21 protein-coding genes and 1 tRNA gene are annotated in these 23,515 nt (G+C 70.7%); 13 read left to right on the plus strand and 9 right to left on the minus strand.

Annotated features, from left to right (window positions below; genetic code table 11):
- The first annotated feature begins 668 nt into the window (after window positions 1-668).
- Complete coding sequence (locus tag BLS56_RS11205; protein ID WP_228771554.1) at window positions 669-1,289, plus strand: TetR/AcrR family transcriptional regulator; 621 nt, start codon at window positions 669-671, stop codon at window positions 1,287-1,289.
- On the opposite strand, the gene BLS56_RS11210 is transcribed toward BLS56_RS11205, so the two are convergent.
- Window positions 1,286-2,506, minus strand: a complete 1,221-nt coding sequence (locus tag BLS56_RS11210) for an amino acid deaminase/aldolase (protein WP_091449917.1) — start codon at window positions 2,504-2,506, stop codon at window positions 1,286-1,288. The two genes, BLS56_RS11205 and BLS56_RS11210, sit on opposite strands and share 4 nt — an antisense overlap.
- 77 nt (window positions 2,507-2,583) lie before the next feature.
- On the opposite strand from BLS56_RS11210, the gene BLS56_RS11215 reads away from it, so the two are divergent.
- Window positions 2,584-3,900, plus strand: a complete 1,317-nt coding sequence (locus BLS56_RS11215; RefSeq protein WP_091449918.1) for a D-arabinono-1,4-lactone oxidase — start codon at window positions 2,584-2,586, stop codon at window positions 3,898-3,900.
- Here BLS56_RS11215 and BLS56_RS11220 read toward each other — a convergent pair.
- From BLS56_RS11220 to BLS56_RS11230, 3 genes are all read right to left on the minus strand, one after another.
- On the minus strand, window positions 3,864-4,538 hold the full coding sequence (locus tag BLS56_RS11220; RefSeq protein ID WP_091449919.1) for an NAD(P)H-binding protein: 675 nt from the start codon (window positions 4,536-4,538) through the stop codon (window positions 3,864-3,866). The genes BLS56_RS11215 and BLS56_RS11220 overlap by 37 nt on opposite strands.
- A 10-nt stretch (window positions 4,539-4,548) precedes the next feature.
- Window positions 4,549-5,181, minus strand: coding sequence for a hypothetical protein (locus tag BLS56_RS11225; RefSeq protein WP_091449920.1), 633 nt, complete (start codon window positions 5,179-5,181; stop codon window positions 4,549-4,551).
- Window positions 5,182-7,064: 1,883 nt separating this feature from the next.
- A tRNA-Leu gene (locus BLS56_RS11230) sits at window positions 7,065-7,147 on the minus strand.
- 130 nt (window positions 7,148-7,277) lie between these two features.
- On the opposite strand from BLS56_RS11230, the gene BLS56_RS11235 reads away from it, so the two are divergent.
- The 7 genes from BLS56_RS11235 to pknB all read left to right on the plus strand — a co-directional run bounded on the left by BLS56_RS11235 (window position 7,278) and on the right by pknB (window position 17,078).
- Window positions 7,278-8,435, plus strand: coding sequence for a DUF3662 and FHA domain-containing protein (locus BLS56_RS11235; RefSeq protein WP_091449921.1), 1,158 nt, complete (start codon window positions 7,278-7,280; stop codon window positions 8,433-8,435).
- Between the two features lie 174 nt (window positions 8,436-8,609).
- The gene (locus tag BLS56_RS11240; protein ID WP_091449922.1) at window positions 8,610-9,068 is read left to right on the plus strand and encodes an FHA domain-containing protein FhaB/FipA; all 459 of its coding nucleotides are present in this window, start codon (window positions 8,610-8,612) and stop codon (window positions 9,066-9,068) included.
- Window positions 9,065-10,570, plus strand: coding sequence for a PP2C family protein-serine/threonine phosphatase (locus tag BLS56_RS11245; protein ID WP_091449923.1), 1,506 nt, complete (start codon window positions 9,065-9,067; stop codon window positions 10,568-10,570). Before BLS56_RS11240 ends, BLS56_RS11245 begins: the two co-directional genes overlap by 4 nt.
- Entirely contained in the window at window positions 10,570-12,039 is a 1,470-nt protein-coding gene (locus BLS56_RS11250) for an FtsW/RodA/SpoVE family cell cycle protein (RefSeq protein WP_091449924.1), read from the plus strand. The genes BLS56_RS11245 and BLS56_RS11250 overlap by 1 nt, the downstream gene beginning before the upstream one ends.
- Window positions 12,036-13,526: a penicillin-binding transpeptidase domain-containing protein gene (locus BLS56_RS11255; protein ID WP_091449925.1), complete on the plus strand. Its 1,491-nt coding sequence runs from the start codon at window positions 12,036-12,038 to the stop codon at window positions 13,524-13,526. The genes BLS56_RS11250 and BLS56_RS11255 overlap by 4 nt, the downstream gene beginning before the upstream one ends.
- A gap of 2 nt (window positions 13,527-13,528) precedes the next feature.
- A complete protein-coding gene (locus BLS56_RS11260) occupies window positions 13,529-14,974 on the plus strand; it encodes a protein kinase domain-containing protein (protein ID WP_091449926.1) in 1,446 nt (481 codons plus the stop codon).
- 106 nt (window positions 14,975-15,080) lie between these two features.
- The gene (pknB, locus tag BLS56_RS11265) at window positions 15,081-17,078 is read left to right on the plus strand and encodes a Stk1 family PASTA domain-containing Ser/Thr kinase (RefSeq protein WP_091449927.1); all 1,998 of its coding nucleotides are present in this window, start codon (window positions 15,081-15,083) and stop codon (window positions 17,076-17,078) included.
- Between the two features lie 64 nt (window positions 17,079-17,142).
- Here pknB and BLS56_RS11270 read toward each other — a convergent pair whose 3' ends face one another.
- The gene (locus tag BLS56_RS11270; protein WP_091449928.1) at window positions 17,143-17,793 is read right to left on the minus strand and encodes an aminodeoxychorismate/anthranilate synthase component II; all 651 of its coding nucleotides are present in this window, start codon (window positions 17,791-17,793) and stop codon (window positions 17,143-17,145) included.
- 141 nt (window positions 17,794-17,934) lie between these two features.
- Here BLS56_RS11270 and BLS56_RS11275 point away from each other — a divergent pair, with 141 nt between their 5' ends.
- On the plus strand, window positions 17,935-19,197 hold the full coding sequence (locus BLS56_RS11275; protein WP_091449929.1) for an APC family permease: 1,263 nt from the start codon (window positions 17,935-17,937) through the stop codon (window positions 19,195-19,197).
- On the opposite strand, the gene BLS56_RS31365 is transcribed toward BLS56_RS11275, so the two are convergent.
- Both BLS56_RS31365 and BLS56_RS11285 read right to left on the minus strand, forming a co-directional pair.
- On the minus strand, window positions 19,184-19,339 hold the full coding sequence (locus BLS56_RS31365) for a hypothetical protein (RefSeq protein ID WP_091449930.1): 156 nt from the start codon (window positions 19,337-19,339) through the stop codon (window positions 19,184-19,186). The two genes, BLS56_RS11275 and BLS56_RS31365, sit on opposite strands and share 14 nt — an antisense overlap.
- Window positions 19,339-20,217: a class E sortase gene (locus BLS56_RS11285; protein WP_228771555.1), complete on the minus strand. Its 879-nt coding sequence runs from the start codon at window positions 20,215-20,217 to the stop codon at window positions 19,339-19,341. The genes BLS56_RS31365 and BLS56_RS11285 overlap by 1 nt, the downstream gene beginning before the upstream one ends.
- Before the next feature lie 152 nt (window positions 20,218-20,369).
- Here BLS56_RS11285 and crgA point away from each other — a divergent pair, with 152 nt between their 5' ends.
- Window positions 20,370-20,636, plus strand: coding sequence for a cell division protein CrgA (gene crgA, locus BLS56_RS11290; RefSeq protein WP_091449932.1), 267 nt, complete (start codon window positions 20,370-20,372; stop codon window positions 20,634-20,636).
- A gap of 175 nt (window positions 20,637-20,811) precedes the next feature.
- On the plus strand, window positions 20,812-21,225 hold the full coding sequence (locus BLS56_RS11295) for a PH domain-containing protein (RefSeq protein ID WP_091450070.1): 414 nt from the start codon (window positions 20,812-20,814) through the stop codon (window positions 21,223-21,225).
- Here the strand turns inward: BLS56_RS11295 and BLS56_RS11300 are convergent.
- Both BLS56_RS11300 and BLS56_RS11305 read right to left on the minus strand, forming a co-directional pair.
- Window positions 21,222-22,157 (minus strand): rhomboid family intramembrane serine protease, encoded by a 936-nt coding sequence (locus BLS56_RS11300; protein ID WP_091449933.1) that lies wholly within the window; start codon window positions 22,155-22,157, stop codon window positions 21,222-21,224. The genes BLS56_RS11295 and BLS56_RS11300 overlap by 4 nt on opposite strands.
- Window position 22,158: 1 nt before the next feature.
- Window positions 22,159-22,707: a peptidylprolyl isomerase gene (locus BLS56_RS11305; protein WP_091450071.1), complete on the minus strand. Its 549-nt coding sequence runs from the start codon at window positions 22,705-22,707 to the stop codon at window positions 22,159-22,161.
- A 108-nt stretch (window positions 22,708-22,815) separates the two neighbouring features.
- Here BLS56_RS11305 and BLS56_RS11310 point away from each other — a divergent pair, with 108 nt between their 5' ends.
- Complete coding sequence (locus tag BLS56_RS11310) at window positions 22,816-23,508, plus strand: hypothetical protein (protein WP_091449934.1); 693 nt, start codon at window positions 22,816-22,818, stop codon at window positions 23,506-23,508.
- Window positions 23,509-23,515 lie beyond the last annotated feature (7 nt).

Consider the following 23,515-nt stretch of genomic DNA (forward strand, 5'->3'; position numbering starts at 1 on the left):
CCCGGTGGTCGGGTTCGTAGGTTCGGCTCGGCCCCGGTGGTCGGGTTCGTAGGTTCGGCTCGGCCCCCGTGGTCGGGTTGGCAGGTTCGGCCCGGTCCTTGGGGGTGGGCTGGCAGGTTTGGCCCGGTCCTTGGGGCGGGTTCGTCGGTTTGGCCTGGCCCTGGGGGGTGGGTCGGGAGGTTTGGCTCGGTCTTGGGGCCGGGTCGTGTTGCTCCGCGGGCCGGTGCTGATGTGCTTCACTTCCCCCGACCGGCACCGGTCCGCGGTACCACTTCACCACTCGGGTACCACTTCACCACTCAGTGGTTCTGGCAGGCGCGCTCGCGTCGTCTGATGCCGCTCGTGTCAGCCTCGCTTGCTGGCATCGTGTGTTTCGGCGCTGTGTCTGTCGCCCTCCTGCCGCGCCCCTCCTGCACCGGTTGTCGCCCACCGCCTTCCCGTGCCGGTGGCTGCCCGCCTTCTGGTGTGCTGGTTCGGGTTTGGGTTCTGGTTGTTTCGCTTCCGATAGGGGCTTGGCCTCAGGTTTCTTCGGGGTTTCCGGGGGGCTGGATTTGTTACCTGGCAGTAGTTTTGGGATTTGTTCCCGGAAGTGGGGTGCGGGGCACTTCGTGAGTCTTGTTCGGTCGTTGAACGTGCAAGATGGACGTCAGCGACCAGGAGGAGACGCAGTGGCCAGCCCTACCCCACTTCGCCGTCAGCCCGTGCAGCAGCGCAGCGCCAAGCGTGTGCAGAAGATGCTCGAGGCTTGCGCGGAGCTGGTCGACGAACTCGGCTACGACGGGGTCACCACCACGCTCATCGCCGAGCGGGCCGGGGTGGCCGTCGGGTCGCTGTACCAGTTCTTTCCGGACAAGCGGGCCGTGGTGCAGGCGTTGACGCAGCGCAACCTCGACCACTTCATGACCGAGATCGCCCGCAGGCTCGACGAGGCCCACCTCGACCACTGGTGGGACGGGGCCGACGTCATCTTCGACATCTACGTCGAGATGTACCGCGAGGTTCCCGGGTTCCGGCGGCTCCGGTTCGGCGACGAGGTCGACCTGCGGCTCATCGACGGCAGGCGGGACAACAACACCGTGATCGCCGAGAACATGGCCGGGTTGCTGGCCGACCGGTTCCAGATCCCGCTGGAGGAGATCCGGCTGCCGGTGGCGGTGGCCAACGAGATCGCCGACGGCATCCTCAACCTGGCTTTCCGGCGCAAGCTCTTCCCAGAAGAGACCGTGATCAGCGAGGCCAAGATGGTCGTGCGCGGCTACCTGTCCGGGCAGATGGAAACCGCGCGCTAGCCGAAGCCGCGGCCCTCGCCGCGGTAGGTGGGTGTGGCGCCTGCGAGCCGATCGCCCTCGATGATGTGGTACTCGGTGAACCGTTCGGCCTGCTCACCGGCCTTCGCGTGCCGCATCCACACCCGGTCGCCGACGCGCAGGGCGTCGGCGCCGGGGCCCGCGACCGGGGTCTGCACCTCGCCCGCGCCTTCCATCGCCATCAGCTTCAAGCCCTCCGGCAGATAGAGCTGAGGCAGGCGGGCGTGGTTCGCGGGACCGGAGGCCAGGTAGCCGCCACTGAACAGGGTGGCCAGCCCCGGGCCGGGTTTGCGGACTACCGGCACCGCGTAGAGCACGGCGGGCGCCGGGGTGAAGCGGCTGTAGTTGTCGAACAGGGTCGGGCCGATCAGGCCGGAGCCCGCGCCGATCTCGGTGACCGAGCGGTCGGCGCGGGTCACCTCGACGCTGCCGGTGCCGCCGCCGTTGACGAACTCGAGGTGGCACATCGCGGTCACGGCCCGCACCGCCGCGCCGCGGCGGCGGACCAGTTCGCGCGCCGAGCGGTGCTGCATCCACCGCCGAGCGGCGCCGAGCAGCGGGTTGCCCACCGGCACATCGCCCAGTCCGGCGATCTGGCCTTCGTACCCCATCACCCCGACCAGCCGGAACCCCGGCCGGGATAACACCGCCTCGGCCAAGGCACGCGCCTGGTCCGCGGTGAACACCGGGGAGCGGTGTGTCCCGATGTGCACTTTCCGGTTGCCGAACAGCGGACGCCAGGACACATCCAGTTCCAAGCACACGCGGATCTCGGGGTGGCTCGCGCCGAGCGCGGCGTCCACCAGGTCCAGGTGCGCGACGGAGTCCACGATGATCGAGACCACGCGGCGGGCGCGGTCGTCCTCGGCGAGGTCGCGCAGCGCGGCACGGTCGACGGTCGGGTAGGCGACCAGGATGTCGGTTTCCGCGAGATCGGTGCCTGCCCATGTGCGGGTAAGCCACAGCGCTTCTCGGAGGGCGTAGCTCATGACGCCCTGGAACCCTGGCTTGCGCAGGACGCGCTCAAGCAGGTACCGGCAGCGCACCGACTTGCTGGCCACCCGGATGGGTTTGCCGTCGGCCCGGCGCGTCAGGTCGGCGGCGTTGCGGTCGAAGGCGTCGAGGTCGACCACGGCCAGCGGCGGGTCGAGGTGGCTGGTCGCGCCATCGAGACGGCGGCGCGGCGCGGTCGGGGACACGACGACAACGGTACGACACCCAGGCTTGAAATGTGAAGCTGTTTCACTTAATTTTGTCGGACAATGGGGAGGTGCGGATGGCACACGCTGCCTGGCGCAACTGGGCAGGCACCGAGACCGCGGTCGCGACCGAGGTCCGGCAGCCGCGCGACACCGCCGAGATCAGCGCCGCGGTCACCTGGGCCGCCGAGCGCGGCACGACCGTCCGCGCCCGGGGCAGCGGCCACTCGTTCACCGCCGTCGGCGCCGCGCACGGCCTGGCGCTCGACCTGTCGCACTGGACCGGCGTCGAGGCAGCCGACCTGGAGACCGGCGAGGTGACCGTCCGCGCGGGCACCACCCTCGCCGCCCTCAACGCCGAACTCGACGGTCTCGGCCGGGCCATGGCCAACCTGGGCGACATCGACGCGCAGACGATCTCCGGCGCGATCTCCACCGGCACGCACGGCACCGGCGCGCGGCTGGGCGGCCTCGCGACGCAGGTCAGCGGCCTGGAACTGGTCCTGGCGGACGGGTCGGCCGTCCGCTGCTCCGCGACCGAGCGCCCGGAACTGTTCACCGCGGCCCGGGTCGGCCTCGGCGCGCTCGGCGTGATCAGCACGGTGACACTGCGGACAGAGCCGTCGTTCGCGCTGGCCGCCGAGGAACGGCCGGAGCCGCTGGACGAGGTGCTCGACCGGCTCGACGAGCACTGCGCGGACAATGATCATTTCGAGTTCTACTGGTTCCCCTACGGCCGGAAGGCGTTGACCAAGCGCAACAACCGACTGCCCGACGGAACCGCGACGCGTCCGCTGCGCCCGCTGCGGAAGTTCGTGGAGTACGAAGTCGTGGAAAACGCCGCGTTCGGCGCGCTATGCCGAATCGGCCGCCGCGCGCCGCGACTCGCGCGTCCGATGAACAAACTGGCAGTGTCAGCGCTGTCGCCGCGCTCTTACAGCGACGTCTCACACAAGGTGTTCGTCACGAACCGGCGCGTGCGTTTTGTCGAGTCGGAGTACGCGATTCCGCGCGCGGCGCTGGGCGAGGTGCTGGCGGACCTCCGGGTCCGGGTGCCCGCGCTCACCGATCCGGTGATGTTCCCGGTCGAGGTGCGGGTGGCGGCGCGGGACGACATCTGGCTGTCGACGGCGTACGGGCGCGACTCGGCGTACCTCGCCATTCACCAGTACATCGGTATGCCCTACCGGGCGTACTTCGACCTGTTCGAGGCGGTCGTCGGCGCGGTGGGCGGCAGGCCCCATTGGGGGAAGGTGCATTCGCTTGACGCGGCCGCGTTACGGGCCCGGTACCCGAGGTTCGCCGACTTCCTCCGCGTCCGATCCGAAGTGGACCCGGACGGCCGGTTCGCGAACCCCTACTGCGACAGGGTGTTCGGCGCGACGACGGCCTGAACCGCTTCGACGACCGGGGTGTCGCCAGCCACCAGTTCCAGGGTGAGCCCGGACGAGTCGACCTCGTCCAGGAGCGCGAGCACGACGGCGGCGACGTCGGCGCGGCTTACCGACCCGGCGTCGACGGACTCACCCAGCCGCACCCGCCCGGTCATCGGGTCGTCGGTGAGCCTGCCGGGCCGCAGGATCGTCCAATCGAGATCGCGGGCGCGCAGATCCTGCTCGGCTGCGGCCTTGGCGCGCAGGTAAGCGGCGAACACCGGGTCCATCCCGGGGTCGTCGGCGCGGTCGAGGCCCATGGCGCTGATCTGGACGTAGCGCAGCACACCGGCCAGCCGCGCGGCTTCGGCGACCAACGCGGACGCGGCCCGGTCGACGGTGTCCTTGCGGGCGATCCCACTGCCCGGCCCGGCGCCCGCGGCGAACACCACGGCGTCGGCCCCGGCGAGGAACGCCGCCGTCTGCTCGGCCTCGGCTTTCTCCAGGTCGAGGACCACCGCGTCGCCCCCGTGGGCGCGCACGCCTTCGACTTGGTCGGGGTTGCGGACCAACCCGACCACGGTGTCGCCGCGGTCGGCGGCGAGCCTGGTGAGCAGGAGCGCGATCTTGCCGTGTCCCCCGGCTATGACGAGTCGCATGTGGACGACCCTACGACGAGGACGGCACCGTCGCCGTCTCGAGGATTTGGTCGTAGGCAAGCTCGCTGACCCACCGGTACAGCGCGTCGGCCTCCGGGAACGCCCGGTCCTGCCGCCCCGGCAGGTCCAGGTCGACCTGCGCGTCGGGCTCGGCGCTGACGATCGCGACCCCGTAGGCGCGGGCCCGCGGCAGGCAGTTGGCGAGGTAGTCGTGGGTGAGCACCGCGGACGTCGGCAACACCATCGCGGCATCACCGAACCGAAGGAACGGCACCGCGTTCGCCAACCCAGTGCGCCAGTGCCGCGCCACCGCGATGGCCCCCACCACCCGAACGGCGGGCTCCGGCACCCGACCGTGCAATTCCGGGAACGCCCAAGTGGCCACACTGGCCCGATCCGTGACCGGCTCCTGCCCAAGGCAGATCCGCTCGGCGTGCACATCGGCCTTCAACTCGGCGACCAGACACACCCGCCGCCCGAACAACGTCATCTCCGGCAGCACCACACCCGGCCAGTTCAACGCCCCCACAGCGGAAGCCGCCAACTCGTCCACCCCGGCTGGCAACTCGACCGGCGGAGTGAGCTGCGCAGGCAGTGCCTTGAGATTCTCGGTTACCGCTGTGCGCCCTGGAATGCCGGTCACGAACTTCCGCCCTTCTCTTCCACCGGAGCCGGCCGCATCAGGTTGCGTGCCGGTCAACACGGTGTCGATTGGTACTTCAATTGAGTACCAGGAAGGACCCAGCGATTAAGAGGGTGAACCGCCCCCCGTGCGACCGGCGGCGCGAAGCGGTCGGTGACCGGTCGCCGACCGGTATTCAGACTTCGGCCCGACTGTGCTGCCGTCCGGGTGAGCCCCCGGCCAGGCGGTTGACCGGAAAACTACCCACAGTGCCCCAACGATCAACCCCGCCCCCAAGTTCCCCGCCCCCGCCATTCCCCCATCCGGCCCACACCCCCTACCCCCACCCGGCCGCACCACCGCCCCCCGAACCCCACCCCTGTCATTTTCCCCAAATCCCCTCCCCTTTTCCCCACCCCAAACCCAAACACCCCATGACCCCACCCCGCCCACCCCCGAACGCACGACAGGAGAGAAGACAGACAGTCCCGGAGGAAAAGACGCCCGAAGCCCCACCCACCCCCAGCGACGGAAGGACCCCCAGGAGGGACGAACGGACCAACACCCGAACGCCCACAGCCGGAACCACCCGCACAGCGGACGGAACGAACGCAACCGAGAGCCAGGAGGAACAACCGAACGAGACCCACCACCAGCCAGACCCGCCAAGCGGGCCGACAGGCTGGCGGGGCGCACGCGCGGGCAAGCCGGACACGGCGGATGAGAGGAACGGAAGAGACGGGGCAGGACCACGCAAAGGCAGAACCGGCGGGACGGACGACAGGTGAGCAGTGGCGGAGGAACTAGGGGAACAACGGCGAGGTGGTGGAGGAGGCGGAAGAGGCAGGGATGGGAGAGCGACAACGAACGGGAGACGACAGAGGCAGACAGGCCCCGGAGAGGCGAACGAGAGGAAAGCAGCCAGGAGAGGACGACAGGAGGCAGGACACGGCGAGCCCCCACAAGGGCGAAGGAAGCAAGGGACGGGAGCCCAACAGCGGGCAGAGAAACGACGAACCGGCGGACAGAACAACAAACGCACCGAGGCACAGAGGGAGCAACGGGCGAGGGACGACCAACAGAGGCAGACGGAGACAGGAACGCAGAACCTGTGGGCAGGCCAGGCAGGGCCCAAGCCAGAGGGCCGGGACAAGCGGAACGACGAGGACGACAAACGAGCAAACGAGGAACCACCCCAAGGAGCGAGGTGCTTCCAACCAAGGAGCAAGGGAGGAAGCGACGGCAAGAGAGGAAGACGAGGGCGCAGCGAGCCAGCGGCAGGGCCAGACCGGCCAAGGCCGGACCGGGGATATGCCGGGCGGACCGGCAGGGCAGGGCAGGCGGGGCAGGGCCGAGCGGGCCCGGCAGGCCCGGCAGGGCCGGTGGGCCGAGCGGGCCGGTGGGGCCGGTGGGCCGGCAGGGCCCGGTGGGCCGAGCGGGCCGAGCGGGCCGGTGGGGCCGGCCCGGCGGGCCCGCGGGGCCGGCGGGCCCCACGGGCCCGCTCGGCCCGCTCGGGCCGGTGGGCCGGTGGGCCGAGCGGGCCGGTGGGCAGGGCAGGGCAGGGCCAGCAGAGCAGTGCCAGACCGAACCGGGGATAGGCCGGGCAGGCAGGGTCGGTGGGCAGGCAGGGTGAGCAGGGCGAGTGGCCCGAGCCAGACCGAGCAGGGCAGGCAGGGCCGACCAGGGCGGGCGGGCCAGGAAGGGGAGGCCCAGCACGAAGGAAAGCCCCATCCACCACCACGGACCCCCAACTACGGACCCCGAACCACGGACCCCGATGCGCGAAGCGCGAGCCCCGCTGGGTCAGGAACCAACCGCACCGTGGGGGTCTGGGGGTCGCCCCCCAGATACAACAACGGCCGACCCGGCTCGCGCTTTCCGCGAGCATGGGTCGGCCGAGGCCGTGGGCGAGGGGGGAGTTGAACCCCCACGTCCTTTCGGACACACGGACCTGAACCGTGCGCGTCTGCCATTCCGCCACTCGCCCGAGTGGTTGGTGTCCCTCAGTGGGACGTGCGAAAGACTAGCACGGCCGAAAACCTGGTTTGCACATACCCGTGTCCTGCATGGCGCGCCCGGATACGATCGGTGCAGGAGCACACGTGGAGGGAGGGCTCATGGGCATCGGACAGCGGTTGAACCGCAAGCTTGAGGACGTCGTGGGCAACACCTTCGCGCGCGTGTTCGGTGGCAATGTCGTGCCCCAGGAAGTGGCGCAGGCGCTGCAGCGTGAAGGCGAGGACAACGTCCGCGAGTTGGCTGGTGGGAGGCTGTTGGCGCCCAACCACTACGTGGTGCAACTGGGCCCGGCCGACCACCAGAACTTCGCGGGCGACGAAGAGCGCATGAAAACGCTGCTCGCGGACTGTGTGGCGGAACATCTCGCCGAGCACGGATGGGACACCTATGGTGACGTCGTAGTCTCCCTGGAGCGCTCCGACGCGCTGCACACCGGACAGTTCCGAACCCGCTCGTCCGTCGACCCCGACGTGAAGCCTCACGTCGCGGGTGCAGGCCAACCGGCAGGCAGACGGCAGGCACAACCCCGCAACGCAGGAGACCCATCCATGAGCCAGCCTCCCGGCTACGGCCAGGCGCCAGAGAGCGACCCGTACGGACAGCAGCAGTACGGGTACGGCCAGCAGGGCGCGTACGGCAACGATCCCAACTACGGTCAGGGCTACGGCCAGCAGCCGCCGCAGCAAGGTGGCTACGACCAGCAGGGCTACGGCCAGCAGGGCGGCTACGACCAGGGTTACGGCCAGCAGGGCTACGACCAGGGTTACGGCCAGCAGCAGGGCTACGGCCAGCAGGGCGGCTACGACCAGGGCTACGGCCAGCAGGGCTACGACCAGGGGTACGGCCAGCAGCAGGGCTACGGCCAGCAGGGCGGCTACGACCAGGGGTACGGCCAGCAGGCCTACGGCCAGGACCCGTACGCCCAGCAGGGGTACGCCCCGCCCGCTGTGCAGACCGGTCCTCGGCAGCTTTCGGCGAGTCTGCAGCTTGACGACGGCTCGAACCGCAACTACTCGCTCAAACAGGGCGGGAATGTGGTGGGCCGCGGTCAGGACGCCGACTTCCGGCTGCCGGACACCGGTGTGTCGCGGCGGCACCTGGAGATCACCTGGGATGGTCAGAGTGCCACCCTCGCCGACCTGGGGTCGACGAACGGCACCACCGTCAACGGCACTCCGGTGCAGACGTGGCAGCTTGCCGACGGCGACGTCGTCCGGATCGGCCACTCGTCGCTGGTGTTCCGCACCCAGGGCTGAGCGGAGGGTCGGGCCGGGCAACAGCTCGGACGGGCCTGGACAGGCTTGGACAGGCAACGTTCGAGGTCGGCCAGACGTCTTGAGGGCTGTCCGGGGCGCACGCCCGGGCAGTCCTCATGTCGAGTTGGACGCGCGTCGAGCGGACAGCGTGAGAAGCGGGAGCGGTCACAACAAGTGCCAGAGTTGGTGATGCAACTGACCAGAGCGGGTTTTTTGGCCCTGCTCTGGTTGTTCGTGCTTGCCGCGCTGCGGGTGGTCCGGTCGGACCTGTACGCCGCGTCCGGGCTTCGCGTGGCGATGCCCGGCTTCCGCCGCTCGTCGGCCAAGAAGGTGCGGGGCAAGGCCCCCCGCCAGCTGGTGGTGACCCATGGCGCTCTCGCCGGGACGCGCATCACGCTGGACGGCAGGCCGATCATGATGGGTCGGGCGGACGACTCGACGCTGGTGTTGGACGACGACTACGCCTCGACGCGGCACGCGCGGCTGTCGCTGCGCGGAACGGACTGGTACGTGGAAGACCTGGGCTCGACTAATGGGACCTACCTGGACCGGGCTAAGGTCACGCAACCCCTCCGGGTCCCACTTGGTGTCCCGATCCGTATCGGCAAGACGGTGATCGAGCTGCGCTCATGACCCTTGTTCTTCGTTACGCGGCCCGAAGCGACCGGGGCCTGGTGCGTTCCAACAACCAGGACTCCGTGTACGCGGGCCCACGCCTGCTTTCCCTCGCCGACGGCATGGGCGGCCATGTGGCAGGCGAGGTGGCCAGCAAGGTCGTCATCGCCGCGCTGGCGCCGCTGGACGACGACGAGCCCGGGGAGGATCTGCTCGGGCAGCTTCGGGAGGCGACGCTCGCGGGCAACGGCGCCATCGCGGAGCTGGTGGCCAGCGACCCCGACCTGGACGGCATGGGCACCACGCTGTCGGCGATCCTGTTCGCGGGGAACCGGATCGGCTTGGTGCATGTCGGCGACTCGCGGGTTTACCTGCGGCGCAACGGCCAGTTCACGCAGATCACGCACGACGACACGTTCGTGCAGTCGCTGATCGACGAGGGCCGGATCACCGAGGACGAGGCCGCGACGCACCCGCAGCGGTCGCTGCTGCTCAAGGCGCTCACCGGGCATGAGGTGGAGCCGAGCCTGACGGTGCGCGAGGCGCGGGCGGGCGACCGCTACCTGCTGTGCTCGGACGGCCTGTCGGGCCCGGTCAGCCACGAGACGCTGAGCGAGGCCATCCAGATCCCGGACCCGCAGGCGTGCGCGGACCGGATGATCGAGCTGGCCCTGCGGGGCGGCGGCCCGGACAACGTGACGGTGATCGTCGCCGACGTGGTCGACATCGACTACGGCGACAACCACCCGATCGTGGGTGGCGCGGCGGGCAACGGCTCGGACGAGACGCCGCCGCCGGACTCGTCGGCGTCGCGGGCGAGCGCGATCACCACGCCGCGCCCGGAGCCGCGCAAGCCGGAGCAGCCGCCGGAGCCCCCGGACCCGAGGGTGCGGCGGCGCAAGCGGGTGCGGCTGGTCATCGGCCTGGTACTGGTCGCGCTGCTGCTCGCGGCAGGCGCGGTGGCGGCCAAGATCTGGGTGAACAACCAGTATTTCGTCGGCGAGGGCCAAGACGGCGAGATCGCGATCTTCCAGGGTGTGCGCGGCAGCGTGCTCGGCCTGTCGCTCAACAGCCAGCTGCAGGGCTCGTGCGACCCGGCGGCCGCGGCCACCTGCGACCGGTTCTACGTCCAGGACCTGGAGCAGTTCGGGCAGGACGAGGTGCGCTCGGGCAGCAACACCTTCGACAACATCGTCGCGGCCCGCGAGTTCGTGCGCGAGTTGCGCAGCAAGTTCGGCCTGCCCGACTGCGCGAGCTTCGTTCCCAAGACCACCGAACCGCCCACCGAGCAGCAGCCCGGCACGCCGCCCGCGCAGCCGGTGACCAGCACGACCGCGGGCCCCACCACGACCACCGACCCCGGCACGACCGTCAACCCCGGCACGACCACTGTGACGACCACCGCGCCGACAACCAGCGTGCCCGGCACGGGCTCGGCGACCTCGACCGTGCCGCAGGCGCAGCCCCAGCCGGGCGTGAACTGCCGCAACCCGCGCGACGAGGACAAGGGCGGCGGCTGATGGCATCTCCGGTCCAGGGCGCGGTTGGTCCGGCGGCCGGGCAGAGCAGCGCAGGCCCCGACGGCGCGCCGCCCACACGCCGCGGCACCGAACTCCTTCTCCTCGGCTTCGCCGCGGTCGTCGTCTCCGGCGCGCTCATGCTGGTCGAGGCGAACCAGGAGCAGCAGCTCACGTTCCGGATCTTCTGGTACGGGCTGGCGTTCCTCGGGCTGTTCGCGGTGGCGCACGTCGCGGTGCGCCGGTTCGCCCCGTACGCCGACCCGCTGATCCTGCCGTGCGTGGCGCTGCTCAACGGGCTGGGCCTGGTCATGATCTACCGGATCGACCTGGCCGAGGCCGAGAAGGCGCTGCGCAAGGGCAACGAGATCAGCAACGACGTGCCCCGGCAGATCCTGTGGACGACGGTCGCGCTGGTGCTGTTCCTCGTCGTGCTGATCCTGATCAAGGACCACCGGACGCTGACGAAGTACAGCTACACCTTCGGCCTGGTCGGTCTGGTCCTGCTGGCGCTGCCCGCGTTCCTGCCGAACATCCTCGCCCCCACGGTCAACGGCGCGAAGATCTGGCTGAAGTTCGGGCCGTTCAGCCTGCAACCGGGTGAGTTCGCCAAGATCCTGCTCCTGATCTTCTTCTCGGCGTTCCTGGTGTCCAAGCGCGACCTGTTCATGGCAGCGGGCCGCCGGGTGCTGGGCGTCGACCTGCCGCGCGCCCGCGACCTCGGGCCGATCCTGTTCGCCTGGGCGGTCTCGCTGGGCGTGTTGGTCTTCCAGAAGGACCTGGGCACGTCGCTGCTGTTCTTCGGCACGATCCTGGTGATGCTCTACGTCGCCACCGAGCGGGTCATCTGGGTCATCGTCGGGCTCAGCCTGTTCGTCGGCGGCGCGATCGTGGCCTACCAGCTGTTCACCCACGTGCAGCAGCGCGTGGCGAACTGGATCGACCCGCTGGAGACCTACGGCGACCCGGGCGGCGGCTACCAGATCGCGCAGGCGCTGTTCGGCCTCGGCACCGGCGGCGTCGGCGGCACCGGCCTCGGCGCGGGCCGCCCCGACCTGGTGCCGCTGGCCAACACCGACTTCATCGCCGCGGCGATCGGCGAGGAACTCGGCTTCATCGGCCTCGCCGCGCTGCTGATGGTCTACACCGTGCTGGCGCTGCGCGGGATGCGCAGCGCGCTGGCCGTGCGCGACACATTCGGCAAGCTGCTCGGCGGCGGCCTGTCGTTCCTGCTGATCATGCAGGTGTTCGTGGTCGTCGGCGGGGTGACCAAGCTGATCCCGATGACCGGCCTCACCGCGCCGTTCCTGTCCTACGGGGGTTCCTCGCTGCTGGCGAACTACGTGCTGATCGCCCTGCTGCTGCGCATCTCCGACGCGGCCCGCAGGCCGCAGACCGGGGCGCGGCCGCGCCCGGTCCCGCAGGCGCCGATCGCCGAGGCGCACACCGTCCTGGTGGAGCGGCCGACATGAACACCCCGCTGCGCCGCGTCGGCCTCGCCATGCTCGGCATGATCATCCTGCTGCTGGCCAACGCCACCTACATCCAGATCATCAAGGCCGACGACTACCGCACGGACTCGCGCAACCTGCGGGTCCTGCTGGAGGAGTACTCCCGCGAGCGGGGCAAGATCCTCACCCGGGCCGCGGACGGCCAGATGCAGGTGATCGCCACCGTGACGCCGACCAACGACCGGCTGCGCTACCTGCGCGTCTACAAGGACGGCCCGATGTACGCGCCGGTCACCGGGTTCTACTCGCAGCGCTACGGCGCGGGCGGGCTGGAGAACGCCGAGGACGAGATCCTCAACGGCTCCGACGACCGGCTGTTCGTGCGCCGCCTGTCCGACCTGATCACCGGCCGCGACCCGCGCGGCGGCAGCATCGAGCTCACCGTGAACCCGGCCGCCCAGGCCGCGGCGTACCGGGCGATGGAGGAGAAGGGCTTCGCCGGTTCCGTCGTCGCGCTGAACCCGAAGACCGGCGAGATCCTGGCCATGGTCAGCACGCCGTCCTACGACCCGAACCCGCTCTCCGCGCACACCCCGGACGCCCAAGAGCAGGCGTGGAAGGCCTACAACCAGGACAAGCGCAAGCCGATGCTGAACCGGGCGATCTCGGAGACCTACGCGCCCGGCTCGACGTTCAAGCTGGTCGTCGCCGCTGCCGCCCTTGAGGACGGCAAGACCAAGGACGACCAGGTCACCGCAACCGACAAGATCGCGGTGGGCGGCTCGTCGCTGCGCAACTACAACCGCGGCTTCTGCGCGGGCAGCCAGACCACGGTCACCATGGAGACCGCGATGGCGCTGTCGTGCAACACCGCGTTCGCCCAGCTCGCGCACGATCTCGGCGGCGCCAAGCTGCGCGAGCAGGCGGAGAAGTTCGGCATCGGCGAGGAAGACCTGACCGTGCCGATGCCGGTCACCCAGTCCTGCATCGGCCCGCGCGGCGAGTGCATGACGATCAACGACAAGAACGCGCTCTACCAGAGCGGGATCGGCCAGCTCAACGTCCGGCTCACCCCGCTGCAGAACGCGCAGATCGTCGCGGCCATCGCCAACGGCGGCGAGCGGATGAAGCCGCAGCTGGTCAAGTCCGTGCTGGCCCCCGAGCTGTCGCAGATCTCCAACTTCGACGAGGACAGCCTCGGCGACGCGATGAGCCGCGACACCGCGAACCAGCTGCGCGACATGATGATCCAGTCCGAGGCCAAGACCCAGGGCGACGGCAAGCGCGACGGCGTCGTCATCGCTTCCAAGACCGGCACCGCCGAGACCGGGGTCGACTCGGACAACGCCCCGCCGTTCGCCTGGTACGTCGCGTTCGCCCCCGCGGACAACCCGGTGGTCGCCGTGGCCGTCGTCGTGGAGAGCCGCGACGTCGCCGCGACCGGCGGCAAGCTGTCCGCGTCCGTCGGCCGCGCGACGATCAACGCGGTGCTGGACGGGGGACGTTGACCATGCTCACCTCGGGCCAGCTGCTCGCCGACCGCTACCGGCTCGCCCGCCGAATCGCGGTCGGCGGCATGGGCGAGGTGTGGGAGGCCGCGGACACCCGGCTCGACCGGCTGGTCGCGGTGAAGGTGCTCAAGCCGGAGCTGTGCGGCGACGCCGAGTTCCTGCACCGGTTCCGCACCGAGGCGCGCACCACCGCGTCGATCAACCACCCGGGCATCGCCGCCGTGCACGACTACGGCGAGACCGCCGCCATCGTCGACGGCCCGCAGGACACCGCCTACCTGGTGATGGAGCTGGTCGAGGGCGATCCGCTGGCCGCGATCCTGGCCAAGGAGGGCCGGATCGGCGCCGAGCGCACCCTCGACATCCTGGAGCAGGCAGGCCACGCGCTGCAGGCCGCGCACGAGCGCGGGTACGTGCACCGCGACGTGAAGCCGGGCAACATCCTGATCACCCCGACCGGGGTCGTGAAGCTGACCGACTTCGGCATCGCGAAGGCAGCCGACGCCGCGCCGGTCACCCGGTCGGGGATGGTCATGGGGACCGCGCACTACATCGCCCCCGAGCAGGCGCTCGGGCACGAGGCCGAGCCTGCCAGCGACGTCTACTCCCTGGCCGTGGTCGGCTACGAGTGCCTGACCGGGCGCAGGCCGTTCCTGTCGGAGAACGCGGTCACCGTCGCGATGATGCACATCCGCGACATGCCGCCGCCGCTGCCGCCGGACGTGCCGCCGGGCGCCCGCGCGGTCATCGACGCGACCCTGGTCAAGGACCCCCGGCAGCGCTACAGCAACGGCGGCGAGTTCGCCGCCGCGGTGGCCGCGGTCCGCGCGGGGCATCCGCTGCCCGCGCCGTCGGGCCTGGCCATGGCCGCCGCGCAGCACGGCGCGCCTGCGAACGGCACGCATCCGGGTATGGTCCCGGTGGTCCCGCCCGGCCGCGGCGCCCCTGGTTCGGGCGGGTTCGGCATGGGACCGCCGCCGCACCCGCCTCGGCAGGGTCGCACCGGGCTGTGGGTGACCATCGCCGTGCTGACGGTGGCGCTGATCGCGGCGCTGGCCTTCGGCCTGCCCGCGATCTTCCGCGAGGACGGCTCCGGGAACGACACCGGCGTGCCCAGCGAGACGACCGGACCGGGCGCGGGCTTCCCCGGGGAGGAACCCGGCACCGCGCCCGCCGAGCCGCCCGGCAGCAGACCGACCAGCCGGGCCCCGGACGACGAGGACACCGTCACCATCATCCCGACCCGCTTCGCGATGCGCCCCGCCACCGACGCCGCGTTCGAGCTGTCCCGGTCGGGGCTGTCGCCGATCGTGCTGACCGAGGGCGGCGCGACGCCGATCGACTCGGCGGCCTGCCTGGTTGTCGAAATCTCGCCGGTGGGCCGGGTGAAGGCGGGCGCGGAGGTCACAATCGTCTGTAGGCCGCAAAACGGGCCGCCGGGATGACCCGCACCGAGATCCGCACCGAAATCCGCCCAGACGACGGGCAGTCGCCGGGGCGGACAGCAGGCATGATGGGACAGGACTTGACTAGGAGCGGGACAACGCACCGATGACCACACCGCGACTGCTCTCCAACCGCTACGAGATCGGTGAGACGATCGGCTATGGCGGCATGTCCGAGGTCCACCGCGGGCGGGACGTCCGGCTCTCACGCGAGGTCGCGGTGAAGGTGCTGCGTCAGGACCTGGCCAGGGACCCGCAGTTCCAGGAGCGCTTCCGCCGGGAAGCGCAGAACGCCGCGGCGCTCAACCACCCCGCGATCGTCGCCGTGTACGACACCGGCGAGACCCGGCTGGAAACCGGGCCGCTGCCCTACATCGTGATGGAGTTCGTCGACGGCCGGACGCTGCGCGACATCGTCAAGACCGAGGGGCCGCTGCCCGGCCAGCGCGCGATGGAGATCATGGCCGACGTCTGCGCGGCCCTGGACTTCAGCCACCGGCACGGCATCGTGCACCGCGACGTGAAGCCTGCCAACGTGATGATCACCAAGACCGGCGCGGTCAAGGTGATGGACTTCGGCATCGCCCGCGCGGTCGCCGACGGGCAGGTCGCGGTCACCCAGACCGCCGCGGTCATCGGCACCGCGCAGTACCTCTCCCCGGAGCAGGCGCGCGGGGAGGCCGTGGACGCGCGCAGCGACGTCTACGCCACCGGGTGCGTGCTCTTCGAGCTGCTGACCGGCGAGCCCCCGTTCACCGGCGACTCGCCGGTCGCGGTGGCCTACCAGCACGTCCGGGAGGACCCGAAGCCGCCGTCGGCGCTCAACCCCCGGGTCAGCCCGCAGCTGGACGCGATCGTGCTCAAGGCGATGTCCAAGGGCGCGGCGAACCGGTACCAGTCGGCGGCGGAGATGCGCACCGACATCGTGCGCGTGCTTTCCGGGCAGCGTCCGGCCGCGCCGATGGTGATGACCGACGAGGACCGGACCGCGGTGATGGGCGCGGGCCGCCAGCAGGAGCCCCGGGGCAGGCACCGCCCCGAGGCGCTCGCCGAGGACTACGACGACTACGGCAAGTACCCGGACGACGACGAGGAAGACAGACGCAAGCGGCGCACGACCTGGACGGTCGTGCTGGTGGCGATCATCGTCGCCGCGCTCATCGCGCTGCTGTTCCTCCTGCTCAACCGCGGCGACGACGCGCCACCCGGCTCGACCACGTTCCCGCTTCCCGACGTCACCAAGCTGACCGAGACCGAGGCCACCGCCCGGCTGCGGGCCCAGGGGCTGGAAGCGCAACTCGAGTCGGTGCAGTGCCAGCCGACCGCGGACGGCCAGCCGGGCCCGTGCACCTCCGACGACATCGGCCGGGTCATCGGGACGAACCCGGCCGCGGGCACGCCGGTGGGCAAGGGCACCCGGGTCACGCTGCGGATCGGCGCGCCGCCGGGCAAGGTCACCGTGCCCGATGTGGCTGGCAAGACCCAGGACGAGGCGACGAGGCAGTTGCAGCAGGCCGGGTTGCAGGTGTCGCCGACCGTGGAGCAGCGGGTGGTCGACGACGAGTCCCAGGTCAACAAGGTCGTCGAGACCAATCCGGCCGTCGGGCAGTCGGTCAGCGTCGGCACCCAGGTCAAGCTGACCGTCGGCAAGGCGCCGGAGTCCGTCGACGTGCCGAACCTGGTCGGCCAGGACTACGAGGTCGCGGCGAGCAACCTGACCAAGGCGGGCTTCAAGCCGCAGCGCAGGGACGTGGCCTCGGACCGGCCGGTGGGCCAGGTCGTGGACCAGGCGCCCAAGGACGGCAAGGCCAAGCCGGGCACGACGATCCAGCTCAGCGTCTCCGACGGCAGCAATATCGAGATCGAGATGCCCGACCTGGAGGGCTACACCCGCACCGAGGCCGAGACCATCCTCAAGCAGCTTGGCTGGAACGGGTCGTTCAGCGTGGTGGAGAAGCAGGGCGACGCCGACGAGGCGGGCAAGATCCTCGACCAGGAGCAGCGGCCCGGCAGCAAGATCAAGCGGGACACCACCATCGGCATCGCCGTCGGAAAGCCGCGCGGCGGCGGGTCAACCAGCACCACCACCCCGACCTTCCCGTAACAGGCAGCACAGCGCGAAAGGCGCCTACCGGACGTCCGGTAGGCGCCTTTCGCGTGTAGACCTCTTAGCTGAGTGCGCTGGTCAGCGCGCGCATCCCGCGCTCCAGCTCGGCGACCGTGGCCTCGGCGACCGGGTGGCCCGCGGTGGCCATCCAGTTGGCCAGCATCCGGTGGCCGCCGTCGGTGAGGACGGACTCGGGGTGGAACTGGACGCCCTCGATGGGCAGGTCGCGGTGGCGCATGGCCATCACGATGCCCGACTCGGTGCGGCCGGTGACCTCGAACTCGGCCCGCGGGATGGTCTCGGGCAGCACGGTCAGCGAGTGGTAGCGGGTCGCGGTGAACGGGTCGGGCAGGCCCGCGAGAACGCCAGTGCCGTTGTGCTGGACCTGGCTGGTCTTGCCGTGCAGCAGCTCGGGCGCGCGGTCGACGGTGGCGCCCCAGGCGACGCCGATGGCCTGGTGGCCCAGGCACACGCCGAGCAGCGGGAGCCGGGCGTCGGCGCAGCGCTTGACCACGTCGACGCTGAGCCCGGCGCGCTCCGGGGTGCTCGGGCCGGGGCTGACCAGGACCCCGTCGAACCCGGTCAGGGCGTCGGCGCGCGCGAGCTCGTCCGCGTCGTTGCGCCAGACCTCGCAGTCGGCGCCAAGCTGCGCCAGGTACTGGACGAGGTTGTAGACGAAGCTGTCGTAGTTGTCGACGACCAAGACGCGCATGGCTCCAACGTACCGTGAACTCCGCGGACAACCCTGCGGACAACCCTGCGGACAACCCTGCGGACGACTCGGTGGACGACTCTGCGGACGACTCTGGGACCCCCTATCCCGGAGACCTCCCGAGCTGACAGCATCGCGCGCGTGACCCCGCCCGTTCCCCCGGCCGCGCCGCACGGCCTGGCCCGCAGACTCGGCCCGCTCGACGCCACCGCCATCGGTCTCGGCTCGATCCTCGGGGCGGGCGTGTTCGCCGTCTTCGCCCCGGCCGCGGCCACCGCGGGCGCCGGGCTGCTCGTCGCCCTGGTCCTCGCGGGCTTCGTGGCCTACTGCAACGCGACCGCGTCGGCGCAGCTCGCCGCGGTCTACCCGGCCTCCGGCGGCACCTACGTCTTCGGCCGGGAGGTCCTCGGCCCGTGGTGGGGCTTCGCGGCGGGCTGGGGTTTCGTCGTCGGCAAGACCGCGAGCTGCGCGGCGATGGCCCTGACCTTCGCCGCCTATGTGGCGCCCGGCTGGGAACGCCCGGTGGCGCTGGCCGCGGTCGCCGTCCTCACGGTCGTGAACTGCTTCGGGATCACCCGCACGGCCGCGCTGACCAAGGTCCTGCTTGTCGTCGTCCTGGTAGTGCTGCTTACCGCCGCGGCGGTATCGCTGCCTGCCGCCGCTCCGATCAACTGGTCCAACTGGGCTATCACTGGCCCGTTAGGCGTGCTCCAGGCCGCTGGTCTGCTGTTCTTCGCCTTCGCCGGTTACGCGCGCATAGCCACTCTCGGCGAAGAGGTGCGCGACCCGGCCAAGACCATCCCCCGGGCGATCATGGCCGCCCTCGCGGGCGCGATCCTGGTCTACCTGCTGCTCGGCGTGACCCTGCTGCTCGTCCTGGGACCGGACCGGCTGGCCGCGTCCACGACGCCGCTCGCCGACCTGGTGACCGCTGCGGGCCACCCCGGGGTCGCACCCGTCGTGCGGGTCGGCGCGGCCGCGGCGAGCCTGGGCGCGCTGCTGGCGCTGATCACCGGCATCGGCCGCACCACGATGGCGATGGCCCGCAACCGCGATTTGCCGCCGTTCCTGGCCGCCGTCGCCGCCCGCCACGGCGTGCCGCTGCGCGCGGAGATCGCCGTGGGCGTGCTGGTGTGCGGGCTGGTCCTGGTGGGCGACCTGCGCGAGGTCATCGGGTTCTCGTCGTTCGGCGTGCTCGTCTACTACGCCGTGGCCAACGCCAGCGCGTTCCGCCAGCCCGCAGCGCAGCGGCGCTGGCCGCGCCCGCTGAACCTGGTCGGCCTGACCGCGTGCCTGGTGCTGGTGGCGACGCTGCCGACCGTCTCCCAGCTGGTCGGGCTCGCCGTGTTCGCCGTCGGCTTGCTGGGGCGGCTGGCGCTGACCGCCCGCGCTACTGGGTCGTGACCTGGTTGAACGGCAGCTTCGGCTCGATCCAGGGGAACACCACGAACATCAGCAGGGCGATCACCCCGGCCACCAACAGCAGCGCGGTAAGCACCCGCACGGCCATCGGGCCGGGCAGGCGCCGCCAGATCCACCCGTACATCAGCTTGTCTCCTTCAGCTCAGGCGGCGTCTCGCCGGGGTTGGCCGGGTCCTTGGCCCACTCCCGCACCAGCACCGCGTGCACGACCAGGCGCTGGCGGTCGGAGAAGCGGGGGTGGCACGTGGTCAGCGTCATCAGCCTGGCCTGCGCGCTGGGGTTGACCTGCGCGTCCAGCCGGTGCGGAACCGGGGCGATCACCTCGCCGCGCAGCGGGCTGACGATCTCCTGGCCCACGACCCGCTCGTACGGGGCGCCGAGCGGGGCGACGTCGCCGCAGCGCGGGTCGGTCCCCTTGCCGGTGGCCCAGCCCGCGACCTCGTCGGCCTTCGGCAGCACCCGGTAGACGAACCAGCGGTAGCGGGTCTCCACCACGATCGCGTCGCAGGAGTCCAGCAGGTCGATGTCGTTGAACGGGGCGCCCTTGCCGACCCGGTGCCCGGCGACGGCGAAGTTGCCCGGCTCGCCGGGGTAGGCGGTGTCGAGGTAGTGCCCGGGGCCGATCTCCAGGGTCTTCTCGGTCGTGCCCTCAAGGATGGTGAACGAGTAGTCCGCGCCGAAGACCGGGATGTGCATCTTCGCGAACCCGGCGCCCTCGGTCAGCCCCTCGAACCGCTCGACGCGCTCGGGGTCGGCCGGATCGACGGGCTCGGGGCTCTTCCAGCGGTCGTCCAGGGCCGCGGTGGCGTCGCGCTGCTTGCCCGCGGAGACGAGGTCGGTCACGTAGACCTCGTAGACGACGAACAGCAGGATCACCAGGCCCGCGGTGATGAACAGTTCGCCGGTGACCCGCAGGAACGTCCGGACCGGATCGGCCCGCCGTGGCCGCTGACCAGGGCCGACCGGGCCGCTGGCCGGGTCGCTGTGGTCGAGCGTGCGCACCGGATGGCTCCTCTCGGATTCGCCGCGGAACCGCATCGTTGGCGACTGGTGACTCGACGGCCCGCTCAGTTACGTTAACGTGTTGCATTGGCCGTCAGTTGCGCCCATGCCAGCACGACCGCACCCAACGCTCCACGTCAGGCGAGGACAGCATGCCGAAGTCCAAGGTCCGCAAGAAGGCCGTGTACACACCGCCGGCCGACCGCCGCACGCCGGTGAAGGTGAAGCCTGCCGGGCCGTCACACCCGCTCTACATCGCCGTGATGCTCGGCGTGATGCTGATCGGCCTGGCCTGGCTGGTCGTGAACTACATCGCGGGCGACAAGATCGGGTTCATGGCGGACCTGAACAACTGGAACTTCGCCATCGGCTTCGCGCTGATGATCGCCGGTCTGCTGATGACCATGCGCTGGCGGTAATTGTCCGCTCGACACTGCCCACCACAGTGTGCACAACCGAGTGCCCGATTGGTTACCCCATTCGGCCCAGCGTGACTGAACCACATGGATGTAAGTCATCCCCATTGTGGATATCTCCTGTGGATAACTCGGTGGATGAGCGCTCTGGCCGCTCCGTCGACGGGAACCGGTGACGATGGACCGCTCTCGGCAGTGGGCGCCCCGGCCGCCGGTCGTGGGCGTCGCCTGGCTGCTCACCGCTGCCGCCGCGCTGGCCGCGGCGCTCATCGGCGACCCCAGAGGAGCCCTGCTGCTCGCCGTCGCCGCCGTCATGCTCGGTGTCCTTGCCCTGTTCGGCACCGTCGCCCGCCCCCGCCTGGCCGCTGACCCGACCGGGTTAACCGTGCGCGGGCTCACCGGGCGCAGGCGGTGGTCCTGGGGCGAGGTGAACGTCCGACTCGTGCGCAGCCGCCGGTTCGGCCGCGAATCCACCGCCGTCGAGATCGACGCCGACAACGCCGCGCGCCCCGCGCTGGTCATCCTCGGCGAACTCGACCTCGGCGCCGACCCCAGGGACGTCGTCGACGACCTCCTGCGGCTGCGGACCTAACGGCTGATTATCCGGTAGCACTCCGGGGTCGTCGGGTCGACGCAGAAGGTCACCTCGGCGACCTGCGGCGTGCGCACCACGAACAGGCCGATGATCGCGACCGTCACCAGCACGACCGTGCCCACCTGCCACCGCCGCCGCCGCTCGGGCGGCGCGTAGACCATCCCGAAGGTCACCGCGGCGCCCACGAACAGGCCGCCGAGGTGCGCGAGCAGCGAAATCTCGGGGATCTTGACGCTGATGGCCAGGTTCAGCGCGAGCACGCCGATCACCGTCATCAGGACGTGCCGGTCGCTCTTGAGCCGGATCACCGCGACCACCAGCCCGCCGAGCAGGCCGTAGATCGCGCCGGACGCGCCTGCGCCCTCCGCGCCCAAGTCGCCGAAGGCGTAGGCGGCGGCGCTGCCGCCGAGCAGGGACAGGACGTAGAGCAGGCCGAACCGGACCTTGCCGAGCAGCAGCTCGATGTCGCGCAGGAACCACAGCGCGACCATGTTGACCAGAATGTGGATCATGCCGAAGTGCAGGAACCCGCTGGTCAGCACCCGCCACAACTGGCCGTCGGCGATCGAGGGCGCGTACGCGGTGAGGGCGTGGAAGAACGCCGAGCGCTCGTTGTGGACCGGGTCGCCCGCGAGCGCCACGGTCAGCACGAAGATCGCGACGTTGACCGCGATGAGCACCGGCACCAGCACCGGCTTGCTCGCCAGTTCGGCGCCCGCCGCCGTCGTCGGCCGCCGGACCGTGCGGCTGCCCTCGGTGACGCAGTCGACGCACTGGAACCCGACCGCCGCCTCCACCAGGCATTCCGGGCAGGCGGGTCTGCCGCACCGGGTGCAGCTCAGGCCGGTGGGGCGACCGGCGTGCCGGACGCAGGCGGGCAGGCCCGCCTGCGTCCCGTACGGGTCAGGCTGGTTCGGCGGGGTGCTCAACTCACTGCTTCTCGATGCTGACCTTGGTGATCACGACGTCGGTGAGCGGCTTGTCGCCGGGACCGGTCGCGGCGCGGCCGATGGCGTCCACCACGGTCCTCGACTCCTGGTCGGCCACCTCGCCGAAGATCGTGTGCTTGAAGTTCAGCCAGGTGGTGGGCGCCACCGTGATGAAGAACTGCGAGCCGTTCGTGTTCGCCCCCGAGTTGGCCATGGCCAGCAGGTAGGGGCGGTTGAACTGGAGGTCGGGGTGGAACTCGTCGGCGAACTTGTACCCGGGGCCGCCGCGGCCGGTGCCGGTCGGGTCGCCGCCCTGGAGCATGAACCCGTCGATGACCCGGTGGAAAATCGAGCCGTCGTAGAAGGGGCCCGAGGTCTCCCCCTTGGCGTTCTTCTCTTGGTACTGCTTGGTGCCTTCGGCGAGACCGACGAAGTTCTTCACGGTCTGCGGGGCTTGGTCGGGGAAGAGGTTGAGCCGGATGTCACCCTGCGAGGTGTGCAAGGTGGCGGTCACCTTCGTCCCAACGAGGGATGCGTTGCTGTCTGCCACCACTTCATCGTGCCATCTTCGGCGGGATCCGTCTGGAAGGGGCAGGATTGACGGGTCGGGAATGTCTCCTGGAAGCACGAAGATGACAATGATTGGCGAGGTGAAGCCATGACCCGGGCCGGAGAGACGGTGGGCAAGGCCGTCGGCACCGGCTGGCGCGCGGTGCGCCAAGGTGCCGTTCGCGCTGGACAGGCGAGCGCCGAGGCGGCGCACGCCGCGGAGTTGAAGCTCGCCGCGAAGGGCGTCGCCCCGCAGCAGGTGGCCGAGGCGCTGGCCGAGTCCGCGCAGGTCGCGCGGGAAGAGGTCATCGCCACCACCCGCCGCACCCGCAAGCGGCTGGCGAAGACGACCGCGCAGGCCCGCAAGGACCTGGCCAAGGCCGCCAAGCAGGCGCGCAAGGAAGCGGGCAAGTCCGCGCCGATGCGCTCGGCCGTGCAGGCGGCCGGGCCGGTGAAGGCGCAGGTCAAGCAGCTCAAGAAGGATCTGAAGCCGCAGGTGAAGCAGTACCGGGCCGAGTTGCGCGAGCAGCTCAAGGCCGCGCGGGCCGCGGCGAGGGAAGCGGCCAAGGACCCGGCGAACAAGCGCCGCCGGTGGCCGTGGCTGGTCTTCCTGATCGCGGTCGGCGCGGGCGCGGCCGTGGCGCTGCGCGGCAAGGCCCAGCAGATCGCGCCGGAGCCGACGGCGGCCGCCCCGGAACCGGTCGTCCCGGTGCCGCCGGTCACCGCCGAGACCACCGCGGCCGCCGCCGAGCGCAACGGCCAGCCGACACCGGTGAACCCGATCACGTCCGAGAAGAACTGATCGCGGC

This window comes from Actinokineospora iranica (genome assembly GCF_900101685.1).
GTDB lineage: Bacteria > Actinomycetota > Actinomycetes > Mycobacteriales > Pseudonocardiaceae > Actinokineospora > Actinokineospora iranica.

Coding starts and splice junctions, on each gene's coding strand:
- BLS56_RS11235 (WP_091449921.1), top strand. CDS start 7,278: ATGGGCATCGGACAGCGGTTGAACCGCAAGCTTGAGGACGTCGTGGGC.
- BLS56_RS31365 (WP_091449930.1), bottom strand. CDS start 19,339: ATGTACGGGTGGATCTGGCGGCGCCTGCCCGGCCCGATGGCCGTGCGG.
- BLS56_RS11260 (WP_091449926.1), top strand. CDS start 13,529: ATGCTCACCTCGGGCCAGCTGCTCGCCGACCGCTACCGGCTCGCCCGC.
- BLS56_RS11245 (WP_091449923.1), top strand. CDS start 9,065: ATGACCCTTGTTCTTCGTTACGCGGCCCGAAGCGACCGGGGCCTGGTG.
- BLS56_RS11310 (WP_091449934.1), top strand. CDS start 22,816: ATGACCCGGGCCGGAGAGACGGTGGGCAAGGCCGTCGGCACCGGCTGG.
- BLS56_RS11220 (WP_091449919.1), bottom strand. CDS start 4,538: ATGCGACTCGTCATAGCCGGGGGACACGGCAAGATCGCGCTCCTGCTC.
- pknB (WP_091449927.1), top strand. CDS start 15,081: ATGACCACACCGCGACTGCTCTCCAACCGCTACGAGATCGGTGAGACG.
- BLS56_RS11295 (WP_091450070.1), top strand. CDS start 20,812: ATGGACCGCTCTCGGCAGTGGGCGCCCCGGCCGCCGGTCGTGGGCGTC.
- BLS56_RS11255 (WP_091449925.1), top strand. CDS start 12,036: ATGAACACCCCGCTGCGCCGCGTCGGCCTCGCCATGCTCGGCATGATC.
- BLS56_RS11270 (WP_091449928.1), bottom strand. CDS start 17,793: ATGCGCGTCTTGGTCGTCGACAACTACGACAGCTTCGTCTACAACCTC.
- crgA (WP_091449932.1), top strand. CDS start 20,370: ATGCCGAAGTCCAAGGTCCGCAAGAAGGCCGTGTACACACCGCCGGCC.
- BLS56_RS11215 (WP_091449918.1), top strand. CDS start 2,584: ATGGCACACGCTGCCTGGCGCAACTGGGCAGGCACCGAGACCGCGGTC.
- BLS56_RS11250 (WP_091449924.1), top strand. CDS start 10,570: ATGGCATCTCCGGTCCAGGGCGCGGTTGGTCCGGCGGCCGGGCAGAGC.